Origin of the sequence: Pseudomonas sp. BF-RE-21 (assembly GCF_019947305.1) — a bacterium.
Classification (GTDB): Bacteria; Pseudomonadota; Gammaproteobacteria; order Pseudomonadales; family Pseudomonadaceae; genus Aquipseudomonas; species Aquipseudomonas migulae.
Genome location: NZ_JAGYGF010000007.1, coordinates 1 through 15,367, shown reverse-complemented (window position 1 = coordinate 15,367; position 15,367 = coordinate 1). Strand labels below are relative to the sequence as shown.

The following is a 15,367-nucleotide window of genomic DNA, read 5'->3' as shown; positions in this document are numbered from 1 at the left end:
TGGCGATGGCGTCCTTGAAATCGCCATCGCCGGCAAGCCGGGCTCCTACAGGTCCGGCGTTTTAACCGATGAACGGGGAACGCCCCATTTTTGTAGGAGCCGGCTTGCCGGCGATGGCGTCCTTGAAACCGCCATCGCCAGCAAGCCGGCTCCTACAGGTTTGCATTCACCGGGCGATGCCGTGTTTACGCAGCTTTCTATAGAGGGTGTTACGGCTGACACCCAACTGCTCGGCGGTATGGGTCATGTGCCAACGGGTTTGCTCCAGCGCATTCAGCAACGCCAGGCGCTCGGCATCATCCAGCGGATGTTCGCAAGGCGGTTCGACGGTAACAACCGGCACCGGCCTGGCCTGTCGAATCATCGCCGGCAAATCCTCCAGCCCGATCCGCCCGCCATCACACAACGCCGCCAAGGTGCGCAGCACGTTGCGCAGTTGCCGCACGTTCCCGGGCCAGGCGAAACCCAGCAACGCCTGGCGTGCGGGCTCATCAATCAGCACCGTTTCCCCGCCCGCCTCTTCCGCCAGCAGGAAGTCGAGCAACTGCGATTTGTCACTGCGTTCGCGTAACGCCGGCAACGCAATCTCCAAACCATTGAGCCGGTAATACAAATCCTCGCGGAAGCTGCCGTCCTGCACCCGCTCCAGAAGATTACGGTGAGTCGCGCTGATGATCCGCACGTTGACCGCCTCCGGCTCGCCGCCAATCGGCACCACTTGCCGATCTTCCAGCACTCTTAATAGCCGGGTCTGCAACGCCAGCGGCATGTCGCCGATTTCATCGAGAAACAAGGTCCCGCCATCCGCCTGCTGCAACTTGCCGCGCATGCCTTCCTTGCGTGCGCCGGTAAAGCTGCCGCCGCGATAGCCGAACAACTCGCTCTCGATCAGGCTTTCCGGGATGGCCGCGCAGTTGAGCGCGACGAAGGCTTTTTCGGCCCGCTGACTGGCCTGATGCACCGCTTTGGCGAAGGCCTCCTTGCCGGACCCGGTTTCGCCGTTGATCAACAGCGGCACATCCCGTTCGAACACGCGCAGGGATTTGCGGAAGTCTTCCTGCAAACCCGCATCGCCCAGACAAATGCCCGACAGGCGCGCAGGTTCGGCAACGACCCGACTGGTCACTACCGGCACCGGAATGCTGCGCGGCTGACCGCGCAACACGGCAAACAGGGCACGCCCGTCACGTGCGCGCAACGGCCAACTGGCGCTGGCATTCACACTCGCCCGGCCCAGCAACTCATCCAGCGAGCAATCGAAAAACGCCTCGACCGGTTTGCCCAGCAGCCCGCCGCGACTATGCCCCAGCAGGTTCAGCGCGCTCTGATTGACCGCGCTGATCCGACCTTCGCCGTCGAACGCCAGCAGCCCTTCGCTGAACAGCCCGACGGATTCCGCCTGCAGGTGAAAACGCAGCAACCATTGATTGTCGAAGTAACGCAGGAAATAGCAGCTCTCGATCATCTTCGCCGACAGATTGACCAGGGCCATGGTGTGGAACTGACTTTGCCGCGACACCTCGTGCCGCGCCGAGGACACGTCGAGCACCGCCAGCAGTTCGCCATGCGGATCGAACACCGGGCTCGCCGAGCAAGTCAGGCCGGTGTGACGCCCACGAAAGTGTTCGTCCTGGTGAATGGTCAGCGACTGTCGCTCCACCAGGCAGGTGCCGATGCCGTTGGTGCCTTCGCAGGCTTCGCTCCAGTCGGCACCGAGCCAGAGGCCGGCGCGTTCAAAAATCTTCCGCTCGGCGGGTGCCGTCACACAATTGAGGATCACCCCGCGCGCATCCGTCAGCAGCACCGCATGGCCGGCGCCGGACAGCTGCTGATGAAGACTGCTCATTTCATTGCCGGCGATGTGCAGCACTTGCTGCAAGCGTTCGCGGCTTTCGAGGACACGACCGTGCTCCAGCACCGTCGGCGCCATGGTCAGGGCCGGGTCGAGGTGATAGTCCTCAAGACAACGCAGCCAGGAACGGGCAATGGACGGATCGCTGCCGGGACCGTGCAGGTGGGATTTCCCCTGGGTCACGGTCAGCACTTGCTGGGCATGGCGACTCAAATGGTTGTCGTGCATTTCTTATTATTCTCCCCGGGGCTCGGTGACCCGCATTGAGGTGATGCCCGAGCATCCTCCAGCCTAGCCCGCATTGCAATGCTGGCAAGACCGGTCAGTCACAGCTTGTGCCACAAGCGGTACAAACTGTCATGGGGGCTGTACCGAAAGCGTCACAGCCGCCATCCATCCGTCCGACAAAAAACGCGCAAGGCCTTGATTTGCCTAGCTCACAGGGCAGTGGCCCGACCTTTGCTCTACGCTTATAGCAAGCGCACATGCGCCTCTCTAATAAGTACAAAAGCCAAGGAGAAAACACCATGCGTTACGCTCACCCCGGTACTGAAGGCGCTATCGTTTCGTTCAAAGCCAAATACGGTAACTACATCGGCGGCGAGTTCGTCGCGCCTGTCAAAGGTCAGTACTTCACCAATACCTCGCCAGTGAATGGCCAACCGATTGCCGAATTCCCGCGCTCCACGGCCGAAGACATCGACAAAGCCCTGGACGCTGCCCACGCCGCTGCCGATGCCTGGGGCGCCACGTCCGCCCAGGCGCGCTCGCTGGTGCTGCTGAAAATCGCCGACCGCATCGAGCAGAACCTGGAACTGCTGGCGATCACCGAATCCTGGGACAACGGCAAAGCCGTTCGCGAAACCCTCAACGCCGACATCCCGCTGGCCGCCGACCACTTCCGTTATTTCGCCGGTTGCATCCGCGCGCAGGAAGGCAGCGCTGCCGAGATCGACGGCAACACCGTGGCCTATCACATCCATGAACCGCTGGGCGTGGTCGGGCAGATCATCCCGTGGAACTTCCCGATCCTGATGGCCGCGTGGAAACTCGCCCCGGCGCTGGCGGCGGGTAACTGCGTGGTGCTCAAGCCAGCAGAACAAACGCCGCTGGGCATTACTGTGCTGGTCGAGCTGATCGGCGACCTGCTGCCACCGGGCGTGCTCAACATTGTGCAAGGCTTCGGCAAAGAAGCCGGCGAAGCGCTCGCCACCAGCAAACGCATCGCCAAGATCGCCTTCACGGGCTCGACCCCGGTCGGCTCGCACATCATGAAATGCGCCGCCGAAAACATCATCCCGTCCACCGTGGAGCTGGGTGGCAAATCGCCGAACATCTTCTTCGAAGACATCATGAAAGCCGAACCGTCCTTCATCGAGAAAGCCGCTGAAGGCCTGGTGCTGGCATTCTTCAACCAGGGCGAAGTCTGCACCTGCCCGTCCCGCGCGCTGGTTCAGGAATCGATCTACGACGACTTCATGAAAGAGGTGATGAAAAAAGTCCTGTCGATCAAACGCGGTGACCCGCTGGACACCGACACCATGGTCGGCGCCCAGGCGTCCGAGCAGCAATTCGACAAAATCCTTTCGTACCTGGAAATCGCCAAGGGCGAAGGCGCCGAGCTGCTGACCGGCGGCAAGGTGGAAAAACTCGAGGGCAGTCTGGCGACGGGTTATTACATCCAGCCGACCCTGCTCAAGGGCACCAACAAAATGCGTGTGTTCCAGGAAGAAATCTTTGGCCCGGTGGTGAGCATCACCACGTTCAAGGACGAAGCCGAAGCCCTGGCCATCGCCAACGACACCGAGTTCGGCCTCGGCGCCGGCCTCTGGACCCGCGACATCAACCGCGCCTATCGCATGGGCCGCGCCATCAAGGCCGGTCGCGTTTGGACCAACTGCTATCACCTGTACCCGGCGCACGCCGCGTTCGGTGGCTACAAAAAGTCCGGCGTCGGTCGTGAAACCCACAAAATGATGCTCGATCACTATCAGCAGACCAAAAACCTGCTGGTGAGCTACGACATCAATCCGTTGGGCTTCTTCTAACCCGGCGCGAAACCGCGTAACGGCCTTCGCGAGCAAGCTTCGCTCCTACAGGATCACGCCGTACCTGTAGGAGCGAGGCTTGCCCGCGAAGGCATCCTCAAACACACCGCAAATCACCGCCCTGCCGCTCTGGCACGGGCTTTGCGTGCCCGCTCCACACCAAAAACCAGTTTCCGAAAGTCCAACAGATCAAACAATAAAAAAGACAGCGAGGACTTATGACTTCTTCCACACAGCTCAAACCCACACTCGGCACCCTGCACTTATGGGGCATTGCCGTCGGCCTGGTGATTTCCGGCGAGTACTTCGGCTGGAGTTACGGCTGGGGCACCGCAGGCACTCTGGGTTTCCTCGTCACCGCCCTGATGGTGGCGACGATGTACACCTGCTTCATCTTCAGTTTCACCGAATTGACTACCGCCATTCCCCACGCTGGCGGGCCCTTTGCCTACAGCCGACGGGCCTTCGGCGAGAAAGGCGGCTTGATTGCCGGCATTGCCACGCTGATTGAATTCGTCTTTGCGCCGCCAGCCATTGCCATGGCCATTGGCGCTTATCTGAACGTTCAATACCCGGAACTTGACCCCAAGATTGCCGCCGTTGGCGCCTATTTTGTGTTCATGACGCTCAACATCCTCGGCGTCAGCATCGCCGCCACGTTTGAACTGGTGGTGACCGTGCTGGCCGTCGCCGAGTTGCTGGTGTTCATGGGCGTGGTCGCACCGGGCTTCAGCTTCAGCAACTTCGTGCTCAACGGCTGGTCGGGTTCGAACGAGTTCACCATTGCCTCAATCCCCGGCATCTTTGCGGCGATCCCTTTTGCGATCTGGTTTTTCCTCGCCATTGAAGGCGCGGCGATGGCGGCTGAAGAAGCCAAAGACCCGAAACGCACGATTCCCAAGGCGTACGTCAGCGGCATTCTGACGTTGGTGTTCCTCGCGATCGGCGTGATGGTGATGGCCGGCGGCGTGGGCGACTGGCGTCAATTGTCGAACATCAACGACCCGCTGCCTCAGGCGATGAAAGCCGTGGTCGGCAACAATTCGACCTGGATGCACATGCTGGTCTGGATCGGCCTGTTCGGGCTGGTGGCGAGTTTCCACGGGATCATTCTCGGTTACTCGCGTCAGTTCTTCGCCCTGGCCCGGGCCGGCTACCTGCCACGTTCGCTGGCCAAACTGTCACGTTTCCAGACCCCGCACCGGGCCATTCTGGCCGGCGGCGTGATCGGCATCGCGGCAATCTACAGCGACGGCCTGGTCAACCTGCAAGGCATGACGCTGACGGCAGCGATGATCACCATGTCGGTATTCGGTGCCATCGTGATGTACATCATCAGTATGCTGAGCCTGTTCAAGCTGCGTAAGACCGAGCCGAACCTGGAACGCAGCTTCCGCGCGCCGGGTTACCCGATCGTACCGGGGATTGCGCTGTTCCTGGCGGTGGTGTGCCTGGTGGCGATGGCGTGGTTCAACCCGCTGATCGGCTGTGTGTTCCTTGGTTTCATGGCGGCCGGGTATTTGTATTTCCAACTGACCGCCAAGCAGCGCTTCGATGCGCCGGCGGATGCGATGCTCGAAGGCGCCTGAGTTGCACCGGTGCCGGGCTAACTTCCCGGCGCCTGCTTTATTGAAGTGCACATCACTCCCCCTGTGGGAGCCAGCCTGCTGGCGATTGCGGTCTGACAGTCAGCATAGATTTTGAATGGCACACTGCAATCGCCAGCAGGCTGGCTCCCACAAGGGAATGTCAGGGTAATCAAGACTTCTACACATCAGGAGGACACCGTGGCCACATTTGCCCATTCCATCGGCGCCCAGACCTACCGCTTTGCCAGCCTCAAAGAGGTCATGGCCAAGGCCAGCCCGGCGCGCTCCGGGGATTTCCTGGCCGGTGTCGCCGCCCTTAACGACGGCGAGCGCGTCGCCGCGCAAATGGCCCTGGCTGATATCCCGCTGACTCACTTCCTGCAGGAAGTGCTGATTCCTTACGAGACCGATGAAGTCACCCGACTGATCATCGACACTCACGACAAACAAGCCTTCGCCGTGGTCAGCCATCTCACCGTTGGCGGATTTCGCGACTGGCTGCTCAGCGATGCCGCCGACGAACAGAGCCTGCGCGCCCTCGCACCTGGCCTGACGCCGGAAATGGCAGCAGCCGTGTCGAAAATCATGCGCGTGCAGGACCTGGTGCTGGTCGCGCAGAAAATCCGCGTGATCACGCACTTTCGCGGCACCATGGGCCTGCGGGGACGCTTATCCACCCGCCTGCAACCCAACCACCCCACCGACGAACCGGCCGGTATCGCCGCGAGCATTCTCGACGGCCTGCTGTACGGCAACGGCGACGCGATGATCGGCATCAACCCGGCCACCGACAGCATTGCCTCGATTTGCGCGATGCTGGAAATGCTCGACGCGATCATCCAGCGCTACGAAATTCCTACACAAGCCTGCGTGCTGACCCACGTCACCACGTCCATCGAAGCGATCAATCGCGGCGTTCCGCTGGACCTGGTATTCCAGTCGATCGCCGGCACCGAAGCGGCCAATGCCAGTTTCGGCATCAACCTGAACGTGTTGCAGGAAGGTTACGACGCCGGTTTGAGCCTGAGTCGCGGCACGCTTGGGCAAAATCTGATGTATTTCGAGACCGGCCAGGGCAGCGCCCTGTCGGCCAACGCCCACCACGGCATCGATCAACAAACCTGCGAAACCCGCGCCTACGCGGTTGCCCGACATTTCAAACCGTTTTTGGTGAACACCGTCGTAGGATTTATCGGCCCGGAATACCTCTACAACGGCAAACAGATCATCCGTGCAGGCCTGGAAGACCACTTCTGCGGCAAATTGCTGGGCGTGCCGATGGGCTGCGACATCTGTTACACCAACCACGCCGAAGCCGACCAGGACGACATGGACACCCTGCTGACCCTGCTGGGCGTGGCCGGGATCAACTTCATCATGGGCATCCCCGGTTCCGACGACATCATGCTCAACTACCAGACCACTTCGTTCCACGACGCGCTCTACGCCCGACAAACCCTGGGCTTGAAACCGGCGCCGGAGTTCGAACAGTGGCTGGCAAAAATGGGCATTTTCACTCAGGCCGATGGCAAGATTCATTTCGGCGAGCGCCTGCCGCCAGCCTTCCGCCAGGCGATGGGGCAACTGGGATGAGTGTCGAGATGGATAAACCGCCTGTTGATTCAGAAAATCCATTGCTGGAACTGCGGCGCCTGACCCCGGCACGGATAGCCTTGGGCCGCACCGGCACCAGCATGCCGACCAGCGCACAGCTCGATTTCCAGTACGCCCACGCCCAGGCTCGGGACGCGGTGCACCTGCCCTTCGACCATGCCGGGCTCAGCGCTCAATTGGCCGAATGCGGATACGAAAGTGTGCTCCTGCACAGCGCCGCCACAAACCGCGACAGTTATTTGCAGCGCCCTGACTTGGGGCGGAAATTGAGCGATGAGTCCGCGCAAATCCTGCGCAACCATGCTTCAGCCTATCCCGGCGGCGTCGATCTGGTGATTGTCGTGGCCGATGGTTTGTCGGCACTGGCTGTGCACCGTCACACCGTGCCCTTCCTTTCACGCATGCGAGAGCAGATCGAAGTCGATGGCTGGACGGTTTCGCCGGTGATTCTGGTAGAACAAGGCCGGGTCGCGATAAGCGACGAAATCGGCGAGTTGCTGGGCGCAAAAATGGTGGTAATCCTGATTGGCGAACGCCCTGGCCTCAGCTCGCCAGACAGTCTGGGATTATATTTCACCTACAATCCAAAGGTCGGTCTGACGGATGCTTACCGCAACTGCATCTCCAATGTGCGACTGGAAGGCCTGAGTTATGGCATGGCGGCACACCGATTGCTGTATTTGATGCGCGAAGCCTGTCGGCGGCAGTTGTCGGGGGTCAACCTGAAGGACGAAGCGCAGCTTCAGACGCTGGAGTCGGACGCAGGTGCAGACATGAAAGGTAATTTCCTACTGAGCCTGCCGGATGCCTGAACCGTTTCCGCATTGCGTTTCTGATTCAATTTCAGGCAGGATCGAAACACGGCTGCCCGAGTGAAGAACCGTTCGCCGTCAGAGCATGTGAAGACAGCCACTTGAAGACGAGACCTATCGATGCGGATTATTCAAGCGACCCTTGAACACCTGGACCTGCTGACCCCGTTGTTCGTCAAATATCGCGAGTTTTATGGTTCCCTGCCGTATCCGGACTCGTCCCGGGCGTTCCTCGAGAAACGCCTGCGTCGCAAGGAATCGGTGATCTACCTGGCCCTGGCCGATGACGACGACAAGAAGCTGATGGGTTTCTGTCAGCTGTACCCGAGCTTTTCGTCGCTTTCACTTAAACGCGTGTGGATCCTCAACGACATTTATGTCGCCGAAGACGCCCGCCGGCAGTTAGTGGCTGACAACCTGATGCGCACCGCGAAAAAAATGGCCAAGGAAACCAATGCCGTGCGCATGCGCGTTTCCACCAGCAGCGACAACAAAATCGCACAGAAAACCTACGAGTCCATCGGATTCAAGGAAGACACAGAGTTCAAAAACTACGTGTTGCCGATCAGCGACGAGCTTTGATCCGCACCGAGCCCTCGCAGGAGCGAAGCTTGCTCGCGAAAGCGGTATGTCATTCAGCATATCCGCCGGATGCTCGACCGCTTTCGCGAGCAATCGAGCGTCGACCGGCTGCTCCTACAAAAAAAAGCAGACCGCGCCGCCGGTCTTGCGCGACACTCCTCGCTACAAACTCGACGCGCTTTTCACTTCTCAGCCCGTATAATGCCGACCTTTCCGGCTTGTAAGAAAAACTACACCCGTCTGTAGCCTTACGCGAAGTCATCCGCACAGGCCTGCCGAGTCGGGCCGTCACCACAGGTGCCTCCATGGATTTCAACCCGCTCGACCTTATCCTGCATCTCGATGTTTACCTCGACTTGCTGGTAAACAACTACGGGCCATGGATCTACGCCATCCTGTTTCTGGTGATCTTCTGCGAGACCGGCCTGGTGGTGATGCCTTTCCTGCCGGGCGATTCCCTTCTTTTCATCGCCGGCGCCGTGGCGGCCGGTGGCGGCATGGACCCGGTATTGCTCGGTGGCCTGCTGATGCTGGCGGCGATCCTCGGGGACAGCACCAACTACATCATCGGACGAACGGTGGGCGAGCGACTGTTCAGCAACCCGAACTCGAAAATTTTCCGCCGCGATTACCTGCAACAAACCCACGACTTCTATGACAAGCACGGCGGCAAAACCGTGACCCTGGCGCGCTTCCTGCCGATCATTCGCACCTTTGCACCGTTCGTCGCCGGCGTGGCGAAAATGCCTTACCCGCGTTTCTTCTTTTTCAGCGTCCTCGGCACCATCCTCTGGGTTGGCGGCCTGGTGACCCTCGGTTACTTCTTCGGCAACGTGCCGTTCATCAAGAAAAACCTCTCGCTGCTGGTAGTGGGCATCATTCTGCTGTCACTGGTGCCGATGATCATCGGCGTGATTCGCAGCCGCTTCGGCAGCGCCGCGTCCAAAGCCGAACCACACTGAACGATGTGGTCGCTCAGCGCCTGGCGTCGCCGGCGCATCCTGGCCAGGCACCCTATTGCCGACGATATGTGGCAACGGGTGCGCCATCACCTGAGTTTCCTCGACGGCATCAGCGCGGCTGAAGACCAGTGGTTGCGCGAAGCCTGCGTACTGTTTCTCGACGACAAGCACCTGACCGCCCTGCCCGGCGTCGAACTCCATCAGGAGCAGCGTTTGCTGCTCGCCGCCCAGGCGCAATTACCGTTGCTGAAGCTGGGCGATCTGAACTGGTATCAGGGTTTTCACGAAATCGTCCTCTACCCCGACGACTTCCTCAGCCCGCAGCGCCATCGCGACGCCAGTGGCGTTGAACACGAGTGGGACGGCGAACACAGCGGCGAAGCCTGGCAGCAAGGTCCGATCATTCTGGCCTGGCCCGGCGTGATGGCCAGTGGTGGCTGGGAAGGCTACAACCTGGTGATCCACGAACTCGCGCACAAGCTCGACATGCTCAACGGCGACGCCAACGGCCTGCCGCCGCTGCACGCCGACATGCGCGTCAGCGACTGGGCCAAGGTCATGCAAGAGGCCTACGACGACCTCGACCGGCAACTGGAACGCAACCCGGACGCCGAAACCGCCATCGACCCCTACGCCGCGGAAAACCCCGCCGAGTTCTTCGCGGTCACCAGCGAATACTTCTTCAGCGCCCCGGATTTGCTGCATGAGGCTTATCCACAGGTGTATGAGCAATTAAGGCTGTTTTACCGGCAGGATCCACTGGCGCGTCTGCGGCAACTTCTGGCCGAGAACCCTGTCTATCAGGCACACGACTAAGGTCTACACGACCTCTGATCCGTAGCGTGATCGGCGGAATATGCCTATAATCGCCGCCACTTTTTGGTCAATCCGGCCAAGTGTTTTTGGTCAACTAACGGGGGCACCGCCCAATGAGCTACAGCAAGATTCCGGCTGGCAAAGACCTGCCGAACGACATCTACGTCGCGATCGAGATTCCGGCCAACCACGCGCCGATCAAATACGAAATCGACAAAGACAGCGATTGCCTGTTCGTTGACCGTTTCATGGCCACCCCGATGTTCTACCCGGCCAACTACGGTTACATCCCGAACACCCTGGCTGACGACGGTGATCCCCTCGACGTGCTGGTCGTGACCCCTTACCCGGTTGCTCCAGGCTCCGTGATCCGCGCTCGTCCGGTCGGCATCCTGAACATGACCGACGACGGCGGCGGCGATGCCAAAGTCATCGCAGTCCCACACGACAAGCTGTCCCAGCTGTACGTCGACGTGAAGGAATACACCGACCTGCCAGCCCTGCTGATTCAGCAGATCGAGCACTTCTTCGCGAACTACAAAGATCTCGAAAAAGGCAAATGGGTGAAAATCGAAGGCTGGGCCGGTGCAGACGCCGCCCGCGAAGCGATCACCAAGTCGGTTGCTGCCTACAAAGGCTGAGACGCCACTGGCCTTGCGCCACTGACGACTTGAAAAAACCCCGGTTTATCCGGGGTTTTTTGTGCCCGCAGAAAAGCTTTTAAACGTGCCGTTTAACCATCCGGCGATTCGGTTTTTTCTTGTTTAATTTTTACTCGATACGTCTTACATCCGGTCTTAAATTTCCCTCGTATTTTGAACGGTTCGTTTATTCAAAGCCTCGCCATACGCCCGTAAACTCGTGCCCATGAAGAAAAAAAACACTAGCGGTCCACGGTTTAAAGCGCTCCTCAAAGTAGCGAACATCACGACGACCGGATTCGCCGAATACCTCGGCACGGCGCCGCAAAACGTCCACAACTGGTACACCCGCGGTGTGCCCGATCACTGCATGGAAGCCGTCGCCAGAAAACTCTCGGTCAACAGCGAGTGGCTCAAATATCTCGAAGGCCCGAAAGACGCCAAACACCTGCGTCTGGTCAGCGACACCGGCAACACCTTCGACGCCCAGGCCCTCCGCGGCATCTACACCGTCATCGAACCCACCGATGTCGAATTGCCCTTTTACAAAGAAACGCCCGTCGCTCCCGGCTCCAGCAAAACCCACGTGATCGAGGACACCAGCCACCCCATCCGCCTACCCCGCAGCCACCTCGATTCCCTGGAAATCAACCATGCGGATGCCATCTGCGCCTACATGATCGGCAACAGCATGGCCGAGAAAATTGAAGACGGCTCAACCATCGCCATCGATCGCGGCCTGACCCAGATTGTCGATGGAGAAATTTATGCGATCGAACACGACGGGATGCTGCGCATCAAGTACCTGCACCGAATGCCGGGCAATGGATTGCGAATGCGCAGCCACAACAGCGCCGAGTACCCGGATGAGACTTTCAGGGCCGCGCAAATTGAAGAGCAGAACATCCGGGTGTTGGGTTGGGTGTTCTGGTGGTCGACGCTAAACAAGCGTCGCCCGCCCATTCCGTTCCTGTAACACCGCGCCGCCCCCTTCGCGAGCAAGCCCGCTCCCACAGGGATTGCGTAGAACCTGTGGGAGCGGGCTTGCCCGCGAAGGCGGTGGAACATTCACCTCAAAACCCGGATCAGCTACCCGATCCCAAGCAACTAACAGCTCTACCCCGCACACCACACTGGGAATTCCCCAAAAAAATCAGTATGCTGCGCCCCACATTTGCGCATCGACCCGCCCCGCGGTTCCGATCGCACCGACAAGGCAGATGATTTTCTCGCCGAGTCTCACAGCCGGACGCAAGATCCGGGTGTACGTTTTGAAGGCTGGCGCGGTTTACCAAAAATGAACCAAGCCAGTCCCCGAGAAGCCGGCCACAAGCCGGCTTTTTAATGCCTGCTGGAAGTCACTCGCACTTCTTAATCTCTCTGCTTTTGCCAGCCTTTTTTCCGCTCATTGAGCAATAACGGCCTAAAAGTAAGCAGCTTCGCTTTCTTTTGAAGGAAAGATCCTTGGAAGCCCAACCTGCTTGTGCCTGACAAATGGGCTGACTAATCTTCGACCGTCACTACTGACCTCTAAACCGACATAGCGGCACACGCGGCGAAGGCCGCTCCGAAAAAATTACCAGGGACAAAAGCATGAGCGACACCCCTGTCAGCCTGAGCACGCCACCCGAAGGTTATGGCGATTGGCTGGCCGACCTCAAAGTCCGAATCCATTACGCCCAACAGCGCGCCACTCTAGCGGTGAACCGCGAACTGGTGCTGCTCTACTGGCAGCTCGGTCACGAAATTTTGTCCCGACAAGCACAGCAGGGTTGGGGGGCCAAGGTGATCGACCAACTGGCTCAGGATTTGCGCGCAGCCTTTCCTGATATGAAGGGGTTTTCTCCACGCAACCTCAAATACATGCGCGCCTTTGCAGAAGCGTGGCCGGACGAAAAATTTGTGCAAGAGGTGCTTGCACAATTGCCTTGGTATCACCAGTTAGCGCTGCTGGAAAAACTGTCTAGCCAGGAAAGCCGCTACTGGTATGCCGTGCAGGCCATCGAACACAACTGGTCGCGCAATATTCTGGTGATGCAGATCGAGACGTGTCTGCTGGAGCGCAGCGGCAAGGCAGTCAGTAATTTCGAGTGCCAGTTGCCCAAACCGCAATCCGACCTTGCGCGCGAATCACTGAAAGACCCTTACCGTTTCGATTTCCTCGGCCTGACTCTTGATGCCCAAGAGCGCGAGATCGAAAACGCTCTGGTTAAGCATGTCACCGACTTCTTGCTGGAACTGGGTGCAGGCTTTGCCTTCGTCGGCAAGCAAGTGCTGCTGGATGTAGGTGGTGACGAATTTTTCGTCGACTTGCTGTTTTATCACCTCAAGCTACGTTGCTATGTCGTCATTGAACTCAAGGCTGGCAAGTTCAAGCCCGAACATCTGGGTCAGCTTGGTTTTTACCTCACCGCAGTGGATGCTCAACTCAAGCACCCGCAGGACGGCCCAACCATCGGCCTTCTACTATGCAAGAGCAAGAATAAAGTAGTGGCCGAATACGCCCTGCGTGATAACGCCCGTCCCATCGGCGTGGCCGAGTACCTGTTAGTGGAGTCCTTGCCAGCAGAGTTGCGAACCAGCCTGCCCAGCATTGAACAAATTGAGCGCGTACTTGCAACTGAAGGCTCATCCTTCGAGGACGATGCGCAATGAGGGAACAAACACTGCGAATGCGGTGTTTGAGCCTCACGGATAACTAAACCCCTTAACCAACGTCAACTCCCCCACCGCCCGCATCGGCACCAGAAAAGTCTCCATCTTCTCGTTCGGCGTCCCTTCCTCCGTAATCACCGTCACCTGAGCCGTGGTCAGCGGCTGAACCGCATCCTCCTGCCCGTCTTCATCACTCCGATACCCGCCCCCAAAGTAGTTCACGTAAACGAGATACTGCCCTTTGATCGGCGCCGGCATGGCGAAGATTTCCGGCCCATACCCCGTCGTCACGTCCACATCCAGCGCCGCGCCATTGGGCGCAACACGATCGCCATACCAGATATGCGCGCCATCGGGCGTGATGAGGTGCAAGTCCAGATCCGTACCGTCGCTGTCCCAGGCCAGCAACACCCGCAATTTCGCCGGTGTCGCACCGCCACTTGCATTGAGGAACTGTGTGCGATGGCGTTGTTGGCCATCGGGGCTGCGGACTTCGACGCTGTTGCTGCCGTTGGGGAAGGAGAACGGTCGGTCAAAGCGGCCAGCGGGATCGATCTTCAGCGGCATGCTGACGCCGTTGACGATCAACCGGCCCGGCTCAGTGGACTTGGGGGTGGCTTTGATCTGGCCGGTGATGCGTGCGGTGTTGGCCTGGCCCACTGGGGTGTTCACCGAGGAGGCCGGGTAGTTGACGGTCTGGCGGAAGTTTTCGCCTTCGCCCTCGGCCGCGCCCGTGCGCCAGCCGTCGACGGGGGTGTCGAGTTTGACGGCGCTTTCAGCCGCAATAACCGTCGGCAACACGCAAACAGAACAAAGGAACAGGAAGACCTGTGGATAACGGAGTTTCATGGCCTATTCCAGCAAGAGGTGGCGGGCGAGCCCTTCGATGTAGGTTTCATCCTGGCCGTTGGGGTGTGCTTCGAAGGCCAGGTGCAGGTATTCGTGGGTCAGGTCGAGGCGGTCTTGCAGCGACAGCACGCCGCGCACGTAAATGCGCTGACGTTCGCGGTCCACAAAAGGGCGACCGAAAGCCAGGCGGCAGACGGCGAAGGTGCTGACTTCGTTGTAGCCGGTTTCGTTTTCGAGGCGTTGGCGCCAGCCGCGTCGTTGGGTTTGCAGCCAGTCTTGGGCGGCGGGCAGTGCTTCGCAGGAGGCGACTGGGTTGTCCCAGCGGCTGAGGCTCGCGCGCGGGTAGGCATGCAGCAGGATGGCGTCGTAGCGTTGGCCGGCGTTGGCTTGTTCGACGGCGTGCTGCCAGGAGAGTTTGTCCGGGCCGGGTTGGTCGGAGTGGTAGGTGACGGTGCTGCCGGCGAGTACCAGGTCGCTGGTCCATGCGGCGATGTTGCGTGATTCGGCGGTGGCCGGGCGTGGGGCGACGCGTTGGCGGCTGCTGCTGTCGTCGATGCTCAGGCAGTCGCCGTTGCGGGTGGCGTTTTGCAGCAGGTAGGTGCGGATGGCGATGGCCAACGCTTTGGCGGCTTCAGCAGGTTCGGGTTTGGCTTCTCGTTGCAGGACGCGAGCGACATATTCTTCGCGGTCCAGACGGGCGATCAATTTATCGCCCACCAAAAACAGTTCTCCGTCGCTGTGGATATCGAGTTGGTTGCCATTAGAAAACTCGACGCGAAAATCGCCCTGCAGTGGTCCGGAAGAAACAACACGAGCCCCCGCCAGAACCCGCCCGATCGGATAACGAGAAAACAGACCGACTTCGACGCAGCGCCCCGCATCCAGAGGCCATTCAACCGGCAGCACCGAAGCCAACGCCTCACCATAATTGCGCAGCACCATTTGAC

The 15,367-nt window shown here is 59.5% G+C and carries 13 protein-coding genes; 10 read left to right on the top strand and 3 right to left on the bottom strand.

Annotated features, from left to right (window positions below):
- Window positions 1–166: 166 nt before the first annotated feature.
- The gene (locus KGB25_RS07420; protein WP_223434714.1) at window positions 167–2,080 is read right to left on the bottom strand and encodes a sigma-54-dependent Fis family transcriptional regulator; all 1,914 of its coding nucleotides are present in this window, start codon (window positions 2,078–2,080) and stop codon (window positions 167–169) included.
- Between the two features lie 299 nt (window positions 2,081–2,379).
- Here KGB25_RS07420 and KGB25_RS07415 point away from each other — a divergent pair, with 299 nt between their 5' ends.
- The 10 genes from KGB25_RS07415 (at window position 2,380) to KGB25_RS07370 (ending at window position 13,571) form a co-directional block, all read left to right on the top strand.
- Window positions 2,380–3,900, top strand: coding sequence for an aldehyde dehydrogenase family protein (locus KGB25_RS07415; protein ID WP_008035766.1), 1,521 nt, complete (start codon window positions 2,380–2,382; stop codon window positions 3,898–3,900).
- A 218-nt stretch (window positions 3,901–4,118) separates the two neighbouring features.
- Window positions 4,119–5,489, top strand: a complete 1,371-nt coding sequence (gene eat, locus KGB25_RS07410; RefSeq protein ID WP_008035770.1) for an ethanolamine permease — start codon at window positions 4,119–4,121, stop codon at window positions 5,487–5,489.
- Window positions 5,490–5,687: 198 nt separating this feature from the next.
- Complete coding sequence (locus KGB25_RS07405; RefSeq protein WP_223434713.1) at window positions 5,688–7,082, top strand: ethanolamine ammonia-lyase subunit EutB; 1,395 nt, start codon at window positions 5,688–5,690, stop codon at window positions 7,080–7,082.
- A gap of 8 nt (window positions 7,083–7,090) precedes the next feature.
- On the top strand, window positions 7,091–7,915 hold the full coding sequence (gene eutC, locus KGB25_RS07400; RefSeq protein ID WP_177318901.1) for an ethanolamine ammonia-lyase subunit EutC: 825 nt from the start codon (window positions 7,091–7,093) through the stop codon (window positions 7,913–7,915).
- A 120-nt stretch (window positions 7,916–8,035) separates the two neighbouring features.
- Complete coding sequence (locus KGB25_RS07395) at window positions 8,036–8,497, top strand: GNAT family N-acetyltransferase (RefSeq protein ID WP_008042983.1); 462 nt, start codon at window positions 8,036–8,038, stop codon at window positions 8,495–8,497.
- 305 nt (window positions 8,498–8,802) lie between these two features.
- Window positions 8,803–9,459, top strand: a complete 657-nt coding sequence (locus tag KGB25_RS07390; protein ID WP_008042985.1) for a DedA family protein — start codon at window positions 8,803–8,805, stop codon at window positions 9,457–9,459.
- A gap of 3 nt (window positions 9,460–9,462) precedes the next feature.
- Window positions 9,463–10,275 (top strand): zinc-dependent peptidase, encoded by an 813-nt coding sequence (locus tag KGB25_RS07385; protein WP_223434712.1) that lies wholly within the window; start codon window positions 9,463–9,465, stop codon window positions 10,273–10,275.
- 113 nt (window positions 10,276–10,388) lie between these two features.
- On the top strand, window positions 10,389–10,916 hold the full coding sequence (ppa, locus tag KGB25_RS07380) for an inorganic diphosphatase (RefSeq protein ID WP_007990564.1): 528 nt from the start codon (window positions 10,389–10,391) through the stop codon (window positions 10,914–10,916).
- A 226-nt stretch (window positions 10,917–11,142) separates the two neighbouring features.
- Window positions 11,143–11,892 (top strand): S24 family peptidase, encoded by a 750-nt coding sequence (locus tag KGB25_RS07375; RefSeq protein WP_223434711.1) that lies wholly within the window; start codon window positions 11,143–11,145, stop codon window positions 11,890–11,892.
- Window positions 11,893–12,509: 617 nt separating this feature from the next.
- Entirely contained in the window at window positions 12,510–13,571 is a 1,062-nt protein-coding gene (locus tag KGB25_RS07370) for a YhcG family protein (protein ID WP_223434710.1), read from the top strand.
- Window positions 13,572–13,604: 33 nt separating this feature from the next.
- On the opposite strand, the gene KGB25_RS07365 is transcribed toward KGB25_RS07370, so the two are convergent.
- Both KGB25_RS07365 and KGB25_RS07360 read right to left on the bottom strand, forming a co-directional pair.
- Window positions 13,605–14,420, bottom strand: coding sequence for a YfaP family protein (locus KGB25_RS07365; RefSeq protein ID WP_223434709.1), 816 nt, complete (start codon window positions 14,418–14,420; stop codon window positions 13,605–13,607).
- A gap of 3 nt (window positions 14,421–14,423) precedes the next feature.
- A partial coding sequence (locus tag KGB25_RS07360) for a DUF2300 domain-containing protein (protein WP_223434708.1) occupies window positions 14,424–15,367 on the bottom strand: 944 nt, incomplete at its 5' end.